This window comes from Gilliamella sp. B2887 (genome assembly GCF_026537015.1).
Classification (GTDB): domain Bacteria; phylum Pseudomonadota; class Gammaproteobacteria; order Enterobacterales; family Orbaceae; genus Gilliamella.
Genome location: NZ_JAFNMX010000006.1, coordinates 36,289 through 52,585 on the forward strand (window position 1 = coordinate 36,289; position 16,297 = coordinate 52,585).

Sequence of the window (16,297 nt, forward strand, 5' to 3'; positions counted from 1 at the left end):
TCCAATTATTTAGTTTGGCATTTTGCAACATCAGATAAACCTGAAGGCCACTCCGTATTAGGATCTAGTCTTACCCAAGCCACACCTGGAAGGCCGGTTTTAACATGAGTTATATAACATTTTAACAATTCTGGGCTTAATTGTGCTTTCACTCTGAACATGAGTTTTTGACGTTCATCTTTAGTTTCAACGGTTTTAGGCGTAAATTGCGCAACGCTTGAGACAAATGAAATTTTGGCTGAAATTGCTTTATTGGGTAAAGCATCAAGAACCAATCTTACTTCGTCACCAATACCCACTTTACCAGCAATCATTTCCGGTAAAAAGAAAGTTAAATACACATCTGACAGATTAACCAGATTTAACACCTTACCACCTGAAGGTAGAACTTCACCTGGTTGGGCAATACGATATTGAATACGTCCATCAACGGGTGCAGTTAATGTACTGTCATCAATATCCGCTTGAATTTGATTGATATTGGCTAGCGCTACATTTATAGCAGATTTAGCACTTTCCACACCAGCTTGCGCAGCTTCAATGGCCGCATCAGCAGCGGTAACTTGTGATTTAGCAGAGTCTAATGCTGCTTTTGCACTATTTACTTTAGCGGTGTCATCATCAAATTGTTGAACTGAAATAGCCCCTTTTTTATAAAGTGCTGCGGTGCGTTCTAAATGTTTATTGGCAATGTCTAAATCACTTTCTCTTTGAGTAACACCGGCTAAAGCCGCCACTTTGTCACTCATTTTTAAGGCAACTTGAGCTCTAGAAGTCGCTTCATTACTCATTGCTTGTCGATGTTGAGCTTGGGCTTCATTTAACTGAGCTTGTAACGTATCCGTTTGCATAATTACTAAAGGTTGACCCGCTGTAACAAAATCACCTTCATCAACATTGATTTTTTCAATTCTACCCGCTAACTTAGCAGAGATATTAATTTCAGTTGCTTCAATACGCCCATTACCACTCGTAAAATCTGACCCATAACCATCGCTTGCGAACTGTTGATACAAAATAAAACCAAATGCGACAAGGATAAGTATGATAATAATCCATTTCTTGCTAATTTTTTTCATGAATAATGCCTTATTTGTATATAATTAATTTTTTTATTAAGACTAAATGAATAATAAATTTTATAACCTCTATCCATATTGTTTAAATAATAACAAAAGTTTTTTATAAATAAAATAAACACAACAATTAACAGCAAAAAATGTTAAAAATTTGAATTTAAAATAGTATTTTAAATACCTTGATAGTCAAAGAATCATCTAAATGCTATTCTTATAATAATGTAAAAGGACATATTGACTATTTTTTAAAGGTGATTTTTATGACTCTTCCATCTTTTTTAACGATATATAATGAACTTATATCTACCCCAACAATTAGCAATGTTACTAATGAAAAATTAGATTATTCTAATAAGCTGCTCATCGACAAATTAGCGTCGTGGTTTTCAGATTTAGGCTTTAGTATCGATATACAACCCGTTCCAAATACTCGCAATAAATACAATTTGTTAGCAACATATTCCAATGATGAAAATAGGACTCAAGGTGGATTATTGCTCAGTGGGCATAGTGACACAGTCCCTTTCGATGAGGGTCAATGGACAAAAGATCCTTTCAAATTAACTGAAGAAAATAATAAGTTATATGGACTGGGTACCGCCGATATGAAAGGATTTTTTGCTTTTATTCTTGATGCTCTGCGAGATATTGATCTAAAAAAACTCACCAAACCAATTTATGTACTAGCCACCGCAGATGAAGAAACCTCAATGGCTGGCGCCTCATTTTTTGCCAGACAAACGCAATTACAACCCGATTGCACAATCATTGGAGAACCTACATCGTTAATTCCCATTCGAGCACACAAAGGTTTTTTATCCAATTCAATCAAAGTGATTGGTAAGTCTGGACACTCAAGTGATCCAGACAAAGGCATTAACGCTATCGAAATTATGCATTTGGTCATTGAACGTTTATTAATCCTTAAACAAAAATTTAAAGAACAATACCATAATGAAGGTTTTAGTGTACCCTATCCCACCCTTAACTTAGGTGTAATTCATGGCGGTGATGCAGCAAACCGTATATGTGGTTGTTGTGAATTAATTATTGATATAAGAGTATTACCGGATAATGATGTTGATTCACTTTATAATGCACTATGCCAAGCTTTAAAACCTGTTATGGATAAATACCCTAATCGTATTTCAGTACAATACGAAGTATCCCCCATTCCGGGATACGAATGTAAAAAAGACCATCCCGCATTGCAACACATTGAAAATTTAGTGGGTCATCAAGCACAAACTGTCAATTACAGTACTGAAGCGCCTTATTTAAATCAAATTGCGCCAACCATAGTTTTAGGACCTGGCTCTATTGAACAAGCTCATCAACCAGACGAGTTTATTTCAATGGACTTTATAAAACCAACAAAATTAACGATAGAAAATTTGATCAAAGATTTTTGTCTTTAATCATATAAAAACGCCGACATCGTCGGCGAATGAAGTTACTTTAAATTAGGATAATTTGTCATCTTTATGGTTATTTCCCCATTGGCAAAGCCTATCTAAAATCGGTACCAAAGACTTATCTCGGTCTAATAACCCATATTCCACTTTAGGGGGAATTTGTGGATATTATTTCATGCCCCTTATATACCACTTCATCCAAAACCTCCCAATAAGATTTATTCATTTTATTCTTTAAAGAAAAATAAGACGGTATAGACTCCTCAATATTTTTTACAAAAATCGAGGATTTTTAAGATTAATGATTTTTACGAAGGAAGCTAACTCCTACAAAATAAGATCGGTTCACTTTACTATACTTGAAAAGTAGCAAAGTCAGTTGCGATTTCAGTAGGTGCAAAAATATTCCTAGCCTCATTGACTAATTTTGTTTTGTCATTCAAGGTATAGCGAGGACTAATATGCGTAATAATAAGACGCCTAACATGAGCTTGTTTGGCAATAGTTGCGGCGTGTACAGTTGTGGAATGTCCTCGCTCAAGCGCCTTTTCTTCAAGGGCTTGTTCTTGGGTTGCTTCATGAACTAATAAATCCACATCTTTGGCTAAGTCAATTGAGGCCTGACAAGGAATGGTATCGCCTAAAATGGCTAATTTTTTACCTTTTTTAATACGACCTTGATAGTCCTTACCATGAATGATCCTACCATCTTCTAACGTAACGGTTCGACCTTCTTTTAAATCGCCATAAAAAGAACCGATGTGAATGTTATCCTTTTTTAACTTATCAATGTCCAATGACGCTGGCAAATCTTTTTCAATAATTCGATACCCAAAACACGGGACACGATGCGCCAATAATTTGGCTTCAACGCGAAACTTATTATCCTCAAAAACCAAACCATCTTGCTCAAGTTCAATAATATTTAAAGGATAGGTCAGCCAAGAGTAACTAATATCAATAACAGTTTGAATAAATTGTTGAATGCCTTTTGGACCAACTAAGGTCAATGGCGATTGGTTTTGCATCAAAGAACGCGTTGTTAACACGCCAGGTAAACCAAAGAGATGATCACCATGTAAATGTGTTAAAAAGATCATCTCTAATTTAGCCAGACTAAATTTAGTCTTTTGCATTTGCATTTGAGTTGCTTCGCCGCAATCAAAAAGCCATAAACGCCCTCTTTCCTGCCGGAGATCGAGCATAATACTGCTAACATTGCGTTCAGCTGTTGGCACCCCAGCACTCGTTCCTAAAAAAGTTAATTTCATAAAAGATTAAACGTTTTTGCGCTCAATGGTTTGTTCACCCCAAAAGAGTTTGTCTGCTTTAGTTTTGGAAAAAGCGAGTTTTAAGACTTCATCGCTACCTTCTTCCCAAATTTGCTCAGCAAGTGTTTCATCATTTTTAGCTAATTCAAAAATAGCTTCAGCTATCTCAATGGAAGTTTCACGAATATTTGCCCAAGATCGAATGTCATGTATTTCTTTTTTGGTTGAATTCATTTTATTACTCCTCTTTTGGTTGATTAGGTGTAAAATAACCCCAAATTATGCAAATTACAATAGGTCCATCGTTTATGCTGACAATTATTTCTCCTTCCAAAACGCTTGATTATCAAAGCCCATTAATGACGCAAAAACATACTTTGCCACAATTCATTTCGAAATCGAAGGAACTTATTACAGACTGTAAAAAATTAACGATTGATGATTTAGCTAAATTGATGTCTATTAGTCCTAAATTAGCTGAGATCAACCATGAACGTTTTCAAAATTGGCAGATTGATTTTAATTTAAATAATGCTAGACAAGCTATATTAGCTTTTAAAGGCGATGTATATGAAGGGCTTAATGTAGAAGATTTTAATGATGACGATCTACAATTTGCTCAATCACATTTACGGATACTGTCTGGACTTTATGGTGTATTAAGACCTCTTGACCTAATACAACCTTATCGTTTAGAAATGGGCATTGGTTTGAAAAATGGCAATAACCGTAACCTTTATCAATTCTGGGGTGATCAACTAACCGATTATCTAAATAAGGAACTCAGTACATCCACTAATCCCACCTTAATTAATTTAGCGTCGAATGAATATTTTAAAGCAATCAAATCTAAACAGTTGAAAGCAACAATTATACAACCAATTTTTTTAGATCAAAGCAAAGGCGAATACAAAGTAATTAGTTTTTATGCCAAAAAAGCTCGAGGGCTTATGAGCCGTTATATTATTAAAAATGGCATAGATAACAGTGATGATATTAAAGATTTTAATCTTTCGGGTTATCAATTTGACTCGAAACGGTCAACTGAATTAAATTGGAACTTTATTCGTAATCATCAATAAACTAATCTTTATGAATTTTTTGATAACGTTGTGGGCACAATTTTTATCTACTCTGCCCTTATTTATTTTAATATTGCTCGGATTTTTAGCTGTAAAATTAGGTCGATGGCAAAAAACTGTAACTGACAGTTTAACTAAATTTACTTTTTATATTGCATTTCCAATAATGTTATTTCAGATTATGAGTCACTTTTCTGAACAGTCGGAAATTGATATCAAACTGTTACTGGTATTTTTTGGTGGATCGTTTATTGTATTTGCTATTGGTTGCCTTATAGCATCGAACGTGTTCCAATTAAATGGTTCTCAGAGCACGTTATTTGCAATGGGAGGCATTTATACCAATACAGTATTTGTTGGTATTCCGATTATAAAAATGTTGCTCGGCGATCACGCAATTCCCATTGTCGCCATGATTGTTATATTTAATGCCTTAATTTTGTGGACATTGGCTACGGTATCAATTGAATTTGTACAAATGGGTAAACTTTCGGGCCGCAGTTTTATCAAAGCACTAAAAAATGTATCAAGAAATCCGATTATTATTGGAATTTTTACGGGAATTATCGTCAATTACCTGCGTTTACCAATTCCAAATTTTATCAATCAATCGACAAAAATGGTCAGTGATATGACTGCGCCACTATCACTTATTGTATTAGGAATGGGACTTGCGGAATATAAAATTCGAGATCAACTATTGATAACCGGTTCAATCTGTATATTAAAATTAGTCATTCTACCGATTGTGACCTATATTGTTGGCAAACTTTTAGGATTACCAACGTTAGAATTGCAAGTTGTAGTTCTATTAAGTTCAGTATCCATTGCCATCAATTGTTACATGATGGCCAGACAATTTGAGGTATTACAGGGTCCTATTGCTTCAAGTTTGCTTATATCAACGGCATTATCATCTGTGACAACACCATTGATATTATCAATTATGACCCATTTACCTTAGTGATGAGAGCGAGTTTTAATTTGGTAGTGTAGTATTAATGCTAAAATAATCACTACACTACCGAATATAAAGCGCCCCCAATCGAGTGACTGATGCCAAATCACTACATTAACTAAAATGCCAGTTGGAATAATGACATTATTCATAATGGCTAATGTTCCAGAATCGACTTGGGTTGCACCGTAATTCCATAAAAAATAACACAATCCTGAAGCAATCACCCCAAGCCAAATAATAATTCCCCATTGTACATTAGTCGTGGGTAATTTCGATGCATCACCAAATAATAACCAACCTATTGTGGCAACAATGACTGCACCTAAATAGACCCATGCAAAAGCTTGATGTTGTGGTAATGGGTAAACTTCCATAATTCTTTTATAACCAACCTGCCCTAAAGCAAAAACAATATTAGCACCCTGAATCAATAAAAATCCAATGATGAAGTTTGTGCTGATATGGTCATAACGAATTATAGCCGCGCCAATTACGGCAAGCATAGCGGTAAAAAGATAACTGATCCTTAACGGATGGTGTTGCAATAAATCATAAATAACCGTGACATAAATTGGCGTGAAAATAGTAAAGAGTAACACTTCCGGGACTGAAATATATTGAAAGGAATTATAATAAAAAAAATACATGATACCTAATTGACAAGCACCAACGCCCATCAAAAGTAACATCGCTGGTAATTTAATGTTTTTGAAGCGTAAAAAAGGCACAAAAGTAACGAACGCAAGTAAAACACGCATCACTACTGCAAACCAAGTATCAACCTGACCACTTAAATACACAGCAATGAAACTAAACGAGAATGACCAAACTAAGGTCACAAAGATAAGATAAAACATAATTTAATGAGTTAAGTAGTAATAAATAGGCACGCATCGTAACAATTCAATTATCAGTTGTAAACCTTTTGCAATCTGAATTGATTACAATTGCATAAATTAAGTCATTACTCTATCCATGGATTAAATGTTTTTTCAATATAAAAGTCTTTATCGTCTCCATGATTAAAGTTACCCTTCGGATCACCCAAATAATCTCAACCCAATTTAAGCAAACATGTATTATTTTTTTCTATTAATTAAAATGTAATACACTGAATTGATCGAGAGCACATCAATCAATTGGTGTTTCAGCTTTAAAAATGATTCATTGCTCATTACCTTTGTCTCTTATATTCAATATCTATTTTTGACCTTCATCAAACAAAAAAATGCCGGTTCTTTCATGGTCAATGAGAATTGGTTCCCTGTTTTTTGTCATCTAAGATCAAAGAAAGTAATTCATCGCTCCGTGCTTGGACTTATTTTCAAAAAACTTCATACCTGCTACTGGCTTAATTTTGAATAAAAATACCTGAGCTCAAGTGTTATCAAAATAAGACATATAAAAACACTTAATTTTCATTCTATCCTTGTTCCAATCACATTCAATTGGATTGCCACTACATACTCAATAATCAACATCGAATCCGCTTATTCGGAATTTGATCGCAGTGCGACTCATTAAACGGTTAAATCTTTAAAATGTGTTACTCCATTAAACTTAATGTTGCTAATAGTAAAAAACACTGTAAAGACTGAAAAAGATTTCAGATATTGTGACTAACTGTGTGATATTGAAACAGAACGTTAAAAAAGTGATCATTTCACATAAATAAATACTTTGTACTCTATATATATGCAATCTTCAGACATCATAGCACCACAAATAACCCGTACTGATTAATAAATCAAAGATCCTAAAGAAAGCCATTTTATGGCATAATATGCGCCAAATCACATTTCAACGGTTTTGCTTAGATTGATAGTTATCTTTCGAGCAAAATGTATTTAAAGCGAGAGAAAATTTTAGTGTTAAGTACAAATAACATCACAATGCAATTTGGCAGTAAGCCTTTATTTGAAAACATTTCTGTTAAATTTGGTAATGGCAATCGTTATGGACTCATTGGCGCCAATGGTAGTGGTAAATCAACTTTTATGAAAATTCTCGGAGGCGACTTAGTGCCTTCATCGGGAAATATTGCATTAGATCCACATGAAAGATTAGGTAAATTACGCCAAGACCAATTTGCTTTTGAAGAATATACTGTTCTTGATACTGTGATTATGGGACACACAGAATTATGGCAAATCAAACAAGAACGAGATCGGATTTATGCGCTTTCGGAAATGAGCGAGGAGGATGGTTTTAAAGTTGCCGATCTAGAAACCCAATACGCCGAAATGGATGGTTACAGTGCCGAAGCTCGTGCGGGTGAATTATTGCTTGGTGTTGGTATTCCAATAGAACAACATTATGGATTAATGAGCGAAATCGCTCCCGGTTGGAAATTACGGGTACTTTTAGCCCAAGCGCTATTTTCTAATCCCGATATTTTATTATTAGATGAACCAACCAATAATTTAGATATTGATACCATACGTTGGTTAGAAGATACTTTAAATGAACGTGAAAGCACCATGATCATCATTTCGCATGACAGGCACTTTTTGAATATGGTTTGTACTCATATGGCGGATCTGGATTACGGAGAGTTGCGTATCTATCCGGGTAATTATGATGACTATATGACCGCGTCAACACAAGCCAGAGAGCGTTTATTAGCTGATAATGCGAAGAAAAAGGCCCAAATTAGTGAACTTCAATCATTTGTTAGCCGTTTCAGTGCAAATGCATCCAAATCAAAACAAGCGACTTCCCGGGCAAGACAGATTGAGAAAATCAAATTAGAAGAAGTGAAAGCATCGAGCCGACAAAATCCGTTTATTCGTTTTGAACAGGATAAAAAACTGTTTCGTAATGCTCTGGTCGTTGAAAATCTCACCAAAGGATTTGATAACGGACCTCTATTTAAAAACCTCAATTTAATGGTCGAAGTTGGTGAAAAAGTGGCTATTTTAGGTACCAATGGTATTGGTAAAACGACATTATTGAAAACCTTAATGGGCGAATTAGTCCAAGAACAAGGGGATATCAAATGGTCAGAAAATGCCAATATCGGGTATTATGCACAAGATCATGAGTATGAATTTGAAGAAGATCTAACTGTATTTGATTGGATGAGTCAATGGAAACAACCAAACGATGATGAACAAGCAGTGCGCAGCATTTTAGGTCGTTTATTATTTTCACAAGATGACATTAAAAAACAAGTTAAAGTCCTATCTGGTGGTGAAAAAGGACGTATGCTATTTGGTAAATTAATGATGCAACGTCCAAACATTATCGTGATGGATGAACCAACCAACCATTTGGATATGGAGTCCATAGAATCGTTAAATATGGCATTAGAGCTTTATCAAGGAACGCTATTTTTTGTGTCGCACGATCGTGAATTTGTTAGCTCACTTGCGACACGAATTATCGAAATTACCCCTGAAAAAGTAAATGATTATACCGGTAATTATGAAGATTACTTGCGAAGTCAAGGGATTAATTAAACTCAGGTTTCGCCCCATAAAAATAGCCACTGATGTGGCTATTTTCTTAACAACCGTTTAGAGGTTAGAAATCTAATTCATCCCACCAAATATCAATTAATTCGCTGGTTTTAACGTTTTTTAGACCATGACCTTCAAGCCATTTAGTGACAACATCACGATTCTCTTCGGTACAATTACCCAATTTTTGCGTACAAATGATACCTTTCCAACTTAAATACCCACTTCCTTCATAAGCCAAACCATTTGCTTGTATTGCTTCAACGATAAATTGATCAACAACATTATCGATGGTTTCTTCACTGGTACCTTCGTCAAAAGACCAACTTACGGTAAAACCTAATTCTTTAAACTCTTCAATATGTAATTTTTTTCTTAAACGACGACTGCGATTAACCTTAGCCATAATAATATCCTTCTACTTTGAATAATTTAGTGAGTTTTAGAATATGTATGATGGTTAGATTGCTTCATACTATTCTGGTTATTTTTAGAAGTTCGAGTCTTATCAACACGTCTTCTTTTTTTTGGAGCACGCTTGGCTGTCGCTTTATTTACTGGCTCCGCTTTAATTCGAGGATCGACTTCAAATCCTTGAGTAAAAATTTCTGGAATCGTTTTTTTTATCAATTTTTCAATTGATTTTAATTGAGCAAGCTCATCAACACAAACGAATGATATCGCCTGTCCCTGATTTTGGGCTCGTCCGGTTCTACCAATACGATGCACATAATCTTCTGCCACTTGCGGTAGTTCATAATTGACAACGTAAGGTAATAGCTCAATATCTAAACCTCTGGCCGCAATATCGGTTGCCACCAAAGCTCTAATTTGACCATTTTTAAAATCCGCTAAGGCTTTAGTTCGAGCTCCTTGGCTTTTGTTACCATGAATCGCAGCTGCTTTAATGCCATCTTTGGTTAATTGATCGGCCAAATGATTGGCACCGTATTTGGTCCGAGTAAAAATAAGAACTTGTTGCCATTGATCTCGACCAATTATATAAGATAGCAATTCACGTTTACGACGCTTATCAACCCGATGCACATATTGAGTAATTTGCTCTGACGCACTATTGGTTTTCGCAACAGCAACAGATTCAGGTGCATTTAAAATGGTTTGCGCTAACGCTTTTATTTCATCGGAAAAAGTCGCCGAAAACATTAAATTTTGACGTTTCTTAGGCAATTTAGCAATCACGCGGCGAATATCATGAATAAAGCCCATGTCTAACATGCGATCCGCTTCGTCTAATACTAACATTTTAACCGATGATAGATCCACTGCGTTTTGATGAACCAAATCGAGTAAACGACCAGGAGTAGCAATTAAAATGTCCACGCCACCGCGCAATTTCATCATTTGAGGATTAATGCTTACCCCACCAAATACCACTAAAGAACGTATTGGTAAATATCGGCTATAATCACGAATATTTTCTCCTATTTGAGCTGCTAATTCGCGGGTTGGCGCTAAGATCAATGCATATAATGGACGTTTTCCTTTTTTAGGTTCAGATCTATTGCTTGTCTTCGCTTGTTGTTCAACTAATTTCTGCAAAATTGGTAAGCCAAAGCCAGCTGTCTTACCTGTCCCTGTTTGGGCACTGGCCATTAAATCTTTGCCTGATAAAATAATTGGGATGGCTTGTTGTTGAATGGGTGTCGGTTTGGTGTAGTTTTGCTCATGAATTGCTTCTAAAATCTTGGCATCTAAACCAAGAGAGTCAAATGACATGTATTGATTCCTAAAATAAACAAAAGATAAAATAAACATCCCTATTATAGAGCAATTTAATAATAATTGTCTGATTATTTAATGATGAGTATAAGTTTGAAAATAATGAGATACAGTAATCCTTTTTATCTACATTGATTTACCACATTTTTTGAACGTAACCAAGTTAATTCTTTTATTTAGGACAAATATTTGAACAAATTGATACAATACCAAATCTGAATTGCGTTAATAGTATTTCTTAAACATCTTTTAGAATCCATCTCAGGTTTTTAATAATGAAAACTCAAAACCATATAAATAAACCGTACCGTTTTAAAGACTACTTAGCTTTAGTTATACCATTTATCATTTCAACCATCACTACCCCTTTACTAGGGGTGGTTGATACTGCGTTGGTCGGTCATCTACCCAATCCTGCTTTTATTGCAGGCATTGCCGTTGGCGCGGTGATCTTTAATACCATTTATTGGTTATTTGGTTTTTTACGTGTGAGTACCACCGGATTTGCGGCACAAGCATTAGATGATCCTCTATTACTGCGTTCTTCGTTAATTCGCCCCCTGTTTATTGCGATTGTGTTAGGCATGTTATTTATTGTTTTTCGGCAATTTATTTTTGGTGCTTCAATGCAAATCATCAAGCCGAATGAAGAAGTTAGGCATTATGCAGATATCTATTTTTCGATATTAATTTGGGGCGCCCCGTTTGTACTGATTAACTATGTGCTGATTGGTTGGTTAATGGGGATGTCAAAAATAAAAGCCGTACTGTTTTTGCAAGTATTGATTAATTTACTCAATATTATTATGGCGGTAATTTTTGTTTGGGGCTTTCATTGGAATATTCAAGGCGTGGCATTTGCAACACTCAGTGCGCAAGTGATTTGTACGTTGTTAGGGATCGGGTTTATTGGTCGCTATTTACCCCAATCACAACAAAAAACGGATTTGAAATCGATCCTTTCTTGGCAGTCAATAAAAGGGGTGATATTCGTTAATACCAATTTAATGATTCGAACCATTTGCCTGCTAGTTGTGACCAATCATTTTATTTCGATTGGTTCAAGTTTTAGTACTGAAGTATTGGCGGCTAATGCGGTACTGTTTCAAATCCATTACTTAATGGCGTATTTATTTGATGGCTTTGCTAATGCGTCAAGTGTCTTTAGTGGTAAAGCTAAAGGCACGCAAAATAGGGCGTTATACCAACAAACCTTGCGTTGGTCACTGCAAGCGTGTGTGATTTGTCCGGTGATATTAATTGCCATCTGGTTTGCTTTTGATACCGCGATAATCCGATTATTAACCAATCAAAATGACATCATTAATCTTTGTCTACAATACCATTATTGGTTAGTTATTTTTCCGGTTGTGGTTGCTGGTGGATTGATCTATTACGGGGTGTTTTCAGGCATCAGTTATACATCTTCTATTCGTGATTCTATGATCCTTGCCCTTTTACTTTGGTTAATCGCTCAATCTATTTTTGTACCAATATGGGGCAATAACGGTTTGTGGTTTTCCTATATTTTATTTAGTTTAGGACGCACACTCTTTTTAGTGATTTGGATTAATCGATCGAAACAATATTTTATGCGTTGATTTAACTAAACCAGCAGTAAATGGATTTCATTCTATTTACTGTTTTTCAATATTGATTAACACATCTTATTCAATAATTCTTTTAGATATCACATTATAATTTAGGTCGTAATAAATATTCATCTCCTACAATATATCGGTCAGTAATTCGCCTGACGGATTCTGCTGCTACAAATATTGATCTCATTGCTAAATTCATTAATTCAATACAGCTCAAATCATTTGAAGAATAACGACTTTGAACATAATTTGGAAATTTTTCACAAGTTTCAATTAAGAGTTCATCATACTTGGTAGGTTTTATACTTATTAAATAATTTGCAGCATCAACTAAATTGTGACCACTATTTCTTATCTTTTTTTTAAAATCTTCTTTTTTCTGATTAAAATAGAAAAGTGCGCCTTTAAGGCTAAGTTCTGCAGCGAGATAAGCACTTTGAATAGAAGATGTATTATTAGGATTATGAATCAAAATACGACTTGTTGCAGAAAGTTGTTCGTGAGCATTTTGAAAACATGCTTCTGCTTCTTTATTAGTTCCTATCGTAAGAATTTCTTGAATACTATAAGCAAAATCCCAAAGATCACATGCACCAAAAAATGCTTTGTTAAATTGTTTTAGATGATGATGATACACATAGTTAAGTTCTTTTTCGGATATATCGATTGATTTTAAAGGGTCAATTGCATAGATGCCATAAACTAAGTTTATATTGACAAGATACATTCTATCTCTAACCGCAACGCCTGCTGAGATTAAAGGAGGGAATGAAAAGTTACCTGAAGGATATAACGATTTATAGATCAATTCAATTGAGGTAATTATATTATCATCTAAAGGGCTAGCTTTTATTTTATTTTATTTTATTTTCCTTCATCCATTCTACTGCTACACGCAAAATTCTTGCATGCAAAATCACACCATCGCCGATCAATTTATCATCTATTTTTCTTACAAATTCTTCATCAATCATTTTCATATAGAAACACCATTTATTACTAAAACTAATTTTCATTTTAGAGCATTAAATTACCTAAAAAAAATAATAACATATTAATTTATAAACACATATGGTAACCAATAAAAATTGATCAATATTTGAGAAAAGAAATATTCAATTTTTTATTCTCTAAACACTGCCAGTAAACTGGCAGTATCCAAATTGAAATAAAGTTTAGAACCGGTATGAAACACTTGCTTTAAAATTTCGGGCGAGTCCATAGGTGTTTTCGCCTAAATAAAGTCGATAATCTTTATTAAATAGATTATCAACGGTTAACTTAATTTCGGCTTTAGGCAGAAAAGTCGGTTGCCAACTCGCAAAAAGATTGTGTATTGAATACCCCGACGATCGCCCTAATCCATAAGCGCCCAGATCATTTAATCCGTCATGATTTCTATCTTCTAATCCTGTGCGATCTTGTTTGCGTACAAATTGGGCATTCCACCCGGCTCTGACATTCCATTTTGGAATTTTAATACCGGTTGTTAGTGTAGCGGTGCGTGGGGCAATTGTTGCCACATAAGTTTTGTTATGCATCCATGGTGCCTGTGGAGTTGAATCGCGTTCCCCTTTTTGAATAGAGTATGTGGCACTAGCAAACCAATATTTACTATCATAAAAAGCTTCTAATTCAAAACCTTGTATCACTAATTTCCCCGGCACATTGTGATAATTGGATTGACCAAGTGGACATAATTTATGAGGACCACAAATTGAACCATTAAAGCCACGGGTAACAAAAATTTCGTTTTTAACTTGCTGTCTAAATAAAGTATTCCTAATTTGTAGTTTATCGTTTTCTGAAAACAGACTACTGAAATCGAGTATATTACCCACTCGGATTGACAAGTTACGCTCTTTTTCTAAATTACGACTCGTTGCACTAATTTTACCCGAACCGCCATTTTTAGGTGTAAATTGTACCTCATAAGTCTCATCTATTGTCGGCGCTTGCCAAGCGTAACTCATATCACTAAAAAAACCGACATTTTGTGTTGTTTGCCAATAGGCTCCAAATCTTGGGGTCCAACCTGAATAATTTACAGGTGAATAGTCATGACCAAAACGCGGTTCTGGATCATTGTAAGCTGAGGCATAATTTTGCTTACCGTGATTACGAACATAATCATAACGAAGCGATGGTGTGAGAACAAAAGTATCAATTGAAAGCTCATCTTGTATATAAAAACCATAGTTTTGTTGTTTACCTGATGGCATATAAGCGGGTTGAAAATATCCATAGTTATAATTTGGTTTTTTAGCATAATTTTTGTAATACATTAACGTATCACGATCATGTAAATGTGCTTGCAATCCAATTTTTAATGCATTATCGATAGCACCGGTATTAAATAGATTCACATTTTCAAGATCGATAGTTTTGTCGGTATAACTCACCCAACTTTCATTACCCATTGTCCCTAACGAAGCCACCGGATTATATTTTTTAGGGCGGGTATCATGTTGTTTTGTTTTTGAATACGTGGCGTGTAACGTCAAATTGATTAGCGGATTATAAGTTGGCTGATAATTCCACTTAAATTGTGCAGATTCGTCTTGTTGATCACGTTTCACCAACTTTCGTAACCATGCAGCTTTATAACCATATTTTTTAATTTGATCGGATGTGGGTGGCGTCATTTTTTCGACATATTTTGCAGCCCATGGTTGCCATGAATCACGTTGAGATCGAATACCGGAAACTGTAAACGTGTGTTCTTCATTGGGTCTAAAATTTAACTTTCCCATATACGTATCCATATCGTCCTGAGAAAAAACAAATCTGGAGCCATCAGGTCGTTTGAAATTACCGCTATTTCGATTGGTATAATAAACCAGACCATCAAACCTATCATCTTGCGTTCGCCCATAAACGGCACTTGTCACCATATTTTGATGATTATTAGAATGAAAACTGTATTTTACCAAGGTACCTACATATTGGTCAGGATCAAGCAAATCTATTGCATCTTTAGTTTCCATTGTAACCACACCACCAAAACCGCCATTACCAAACTTTACATCATGCGGACCTTTATTCACTTCAACTTGTTTCAGCAATTCCGGCTCAACAAACACCGAACCTTGTTGATATTTTTGAAAGCCTTTTTGGGCACCATCGACAATAATTTTGACATCTTCAACCTTGCCAAATCCCCAAATATTCAAAGTTTGTCCACCTGGTCTTACCGAACCAGCAGAACTAACACCAGGTAATGTATTAAGTAATTCCGCTACATTATCGGCCTGTTTTTGTTCAATTAACCCTGAGGAGAGTGTAGAACGCCCAGCAATAACACTGTTCATCTTTTTCCGTTCATCTTGAGTAGTCGATCGAGCAAAAACGGTTATAACATCGTCAATATCATCATTCGAAGAGTCCGTTTTATTTAACTTAGATGAACGAGATTTATTGGTTACTTTTGATTGCTTTTCATCATTATCTGGCGTGAGATTCTCACCTATTAATGGTTCGGCGTGGAGGGAACAGCTCACAAAGAGTACGATTATACCTGCCTTTTTACATTTCATATTTAATTCCTTCCATAAAATTAATCAATATTTAGATGATAAATAATTATTAACTATTAACCACGCAATTAATAATGATAATTATTATCATTCAATAAGTTGGAAAGTATATTCGGTTTAGTGACAAATGAAAAGAAAAATATCGCTGTTT

The 16,297-nt window shown here is 35.0% G+C and carries 15 protein-coding genes; 5 read left to right on the forward strand and 10 right to left on the reverse strand.

Annotated features, from left to right (window positions below):
- Positions 1-5: 5 nt before the first annotated feature.
- Positions 6-1,079 (reverse strand): HlyD family secretion protein, encoded by a 1,074-nt coding sequence (locus tag J3U13_RS06320; protein ID WP_267340886.1) that lies wholly within the window; start codon positions 1,077-1,079, stop codon positions 6-8.
- A 254-nt stretch (positions 1,080-1,333) separates the two neighbouring features.
- Here J3U13_RS06320 and argE point away from each other — a divergent pair, with 254 nt between their 5' ends.
- A complete protein-coding gene (gene argE / locus J3U13_RS06325) occupies positions 1,334-2,497 on the forward strand; it encodes an acetylornithine deacetylase (RefSeq protein WP_267341012.1) in 1,164 nt (387 codons plus the stop codon).
- A 45-nt stretch (positions 2,498-2,542) separates the two neighbouring features.
- Here the strand turns inward: argE and J3U13_RS11495 are convergent, their stop codons facing one another.
- The 3 genes from J3U13_RS11495 to J3U13_RS06335 all read right to left on the reverse strand — a co-directional run bounded on the left by J3U13_RS11495 (position 2,543) and on the right by J3U13_RS06335 (position 3,999).
- Positions 2,543-2,653 carry a winged helix-turn-helix transcriptional regulator gene (locus J3U13_RS11495; protein WP_416380294.1) on the reverse strand — a complete coding sequence of 37 codons (111 nt, stop codon included), beginning with the start codon at positions 2,651-2,653 and terminating at the stop codon, positions 2,543-2,545.
- Between the two features lie 194 nt (positions 2,654-2,847).
- The gene (gene rnz, locus J3U13_RS06330; RefSeq protein ID WP_267340888.1) at positions 2,848-3,765 is read right to left on the reverse strand and encodes a ribonuclease Z; all 918 of its coding nucleotides are present in this window, start codon (positions 3,763-3,765) and stop codon (positions 2,848-2,850) included.
- 6 nt (positions 3,766-3,771) lie between these two features.
- Complete coding sequence (locus tag J3U13_RS06335) at positions 3,772-3,999, reverse strand: YccJ family protein (RefSeq protein ID WP_267340890.1); 228 nt, start codon at positions 3,997-3,999, stop codon at positions 3,772-3,774.
- Between the two features lie 74 nt (positions 4,000-4,073).
- Between J3U13_RS06335 and yaaA the strand changes: the two genes are divergently transcribed.
- A complete protein-coding gene (gene yaaA / locus J3U13_RS06340) occupies positions 4,074-4,847 on the forward strand; it encodes a peroxide stress protein YaaA (RefSeq protein WP_267340892.1) in 774 nt (257 codons plus the stop codon).
- A gap of 19 nt (positions 4,848-4,866) precedes the next feature.
- On the forward strand, positions 4,867-5,811 hold the full coding sequence (locus J3U13_RS06345; RefSeq protein WP_267340893.1) for an AEC family transporter: 945 nt from the start codon (positions 4,867-4,869) through the stop codon (positions 5,809-5,811).
- Here the strand turns inward: J3U13_RS06345 and J3U13_RS06350 are convergent.
- Entirely contained in the window at positions 5,808-6,665 is an 858-nt protein-coding gene (locus tag J3U13_RS06350) for a carboxylate/amino acid/amine transporter (protein ID WP_267340895.1), read from the reverse strand. The genes J3U13_RS06345 and J3U13_RS06350 overlap by 4 nt on opposite strands.
- A gap of 1,011 nt (positions 6,666-7,676) precedes the next feature.
- Between J3U13_RS06350 and J3U13_RS06355 the strand changes: the two genes are divergently transcribed.
- Entirely contained in the window at positions 7,677-9,269 is a 1,593-nt protein-coding gene (locus J3U13_RS06355) for an ABC-F family ATPase (protein ID WP_267340897.1), read from the forward strand.
- 64 nt (positions 9,270-9,333) lie between these two features.
- On the opposite strand, the gene J3U13_RS06360 is transcribed toward J3U13_RS06355, so the two are convergent.
- Entirely contained in the window at positions 9,334-9,675 is a 342-nt protein-coding gene (locus J3U13_RS06360; RefSeq protein WP_267340899.1) for a YggL family protein, read from the reverse strand.
- A gap of 26 nt (positions 9,676-9,701) precedes the next feature.
- On the reverse strand, positions 9,702-11,006 hold the full coding sequence (gene rhlE / locus J3U13_RS06365; RefSeq protein ID WP_267340900.1) for an ATP-dependent RNA helicase RhlE: 1,305 nt from the start codon (positions 11,004-11,006) through the stop codon (positions 9,702-9,704).
- A 278-nt stretch (positions 11,007-11,284) separates the two neighbouring features.
- On the opposite strand from rhlE, the gene J3U13_RS06370 reads away from it, so the two are divergent.
- Positions 11,285-12,610, forward strand: coding sequence for an MATE family efflux transporter (locus J3U13_RS06370; protein ID WP_267340901.1), 1,326 nt, complete (start codon positions 11,285-11,287; stop codon positions 12,608-12,610).
- 94 nt (positions 12,611-12,704) lie between these two features.
- Here J3U13_RS06370 and J3U13_RS06375 read toward each other — a convergent pair whose 3' ends face one another.
- The 3 genes from J3U13_RS06375 to J3U13_RS06385 all read right to left on the reverse strand — a co-directional run bounded on the left by J3U13_RS06375 (position 12,705) and on the right by J3U13_RS06385 (position 16,146).
- Positions 12,705-13,337 (reverse strand): hypothetical protein, encoded by a 633-nt coding sequence (locus tag J3U13_RS06375; protein ID WP_267340902.1) that lies wholly within the window; start codon positions 13,335-13,337, stop codon positions 12,705-12,707.
- A 127-nt stretch (positions 13,338-13,464) separates the two neighbouring features.
- Entirely contained in the window at positions 13,465-13,590 is a 126-nt protein-coding gene (locus tag J3U13_RS06380) for a hypothetical protein (protein ID WP_267340903.1), read from the reverse strand.
- Positions 13,591-13,785: 195 nt separating this feature from the next.
- Complete coding sequence (locus J3U13_RS06385) at positions 13,786-16,146, reverse strand: TonB-dependent hemoglobin/transferrin/lactoferrin family receptor (RefSeq protein ID WP_267340905.1); 2,361 nt, start codon at positions 16,144-16,146, stop codon at positions 13,786-13,788.
- Between the last annotated feature and the right edge of the window lie 151 nt (positions 16,147-16,297).

Coding starts and splice junctions, on each gene's coding strand:
- J3U13_RS06320 (WP_267340886.1), bottom strand. CDS start 1,079: ATGAAAAAAATTAGCAAGAAATGGATTATTATCATACTTATCCTTGTC.
- rnz (WP_267340888.1), bottom strand. CDS start 3,765: ATGAAATTAACTTTTTTAGGAACGAGTGCTGGGGTGCCAACAGCTGAA.
- J3U13_RS06335 (WP_267340890.1), bottom strand. CDS start 3,999: ATGAATTCAACCAAAAAAGAAATACATGACATTCGATCTTGGGCAAAT.
- yaaA (WP_267340892.1), top strand. CDS start 4,074: ATGCTGACAATTATTTCTCCTTCCAAAACGCTTGATTATCAAAGCCCA.
- J3U13_RS06350 (WP_267340895.1), bottom strand. CDS start 6,665: ATGTTTTATCTTATCTTTGTGACCTTAGTTTGGTCATTCTCGTTTAGT.
- J3U13_RS06360 (WP_267340899.1), bottom strand. CDS start 9,675: ATGGCTAAGGTTAATCGCAGTCGTCGTTTAAGAAAAAAATTACATATT.
- rhlE (WP_267340900.1), bottom strand. CDS start 11,006: ATGTCATTTGACTCTCTTGGTTTAGATGCCAAGATTTTAGAAGCAATT.
- J3U13_RS06370 (WP_267340901.1), top strand. CDS start 11,285: ATGAAAACTCAAAACCATATAAATAAACCGTACCGTTTTAAAGACTAC.
- J3U13_RS06375 (WP_267340902.1), bottom strand. CDS start 13,337: ATGTATCTTGTCAATATAAACTTAGTTTATGGCATCTATGCAATTGAC.
- J3U13_RS06380 (WP_267340903.1), bottom strand. CDS start 13,590: ATGAAAATGATTGATGAAGAATTTGTAAGAAAAATAGATGATAAATTG.
- J3U13_RS06385 (WP_267340905.1), bottom strand. CDS start 16,146: ATGAAATGTAAAAAGGCAGGTATAATCGTACTCTTTGTGAGCTGTTCC.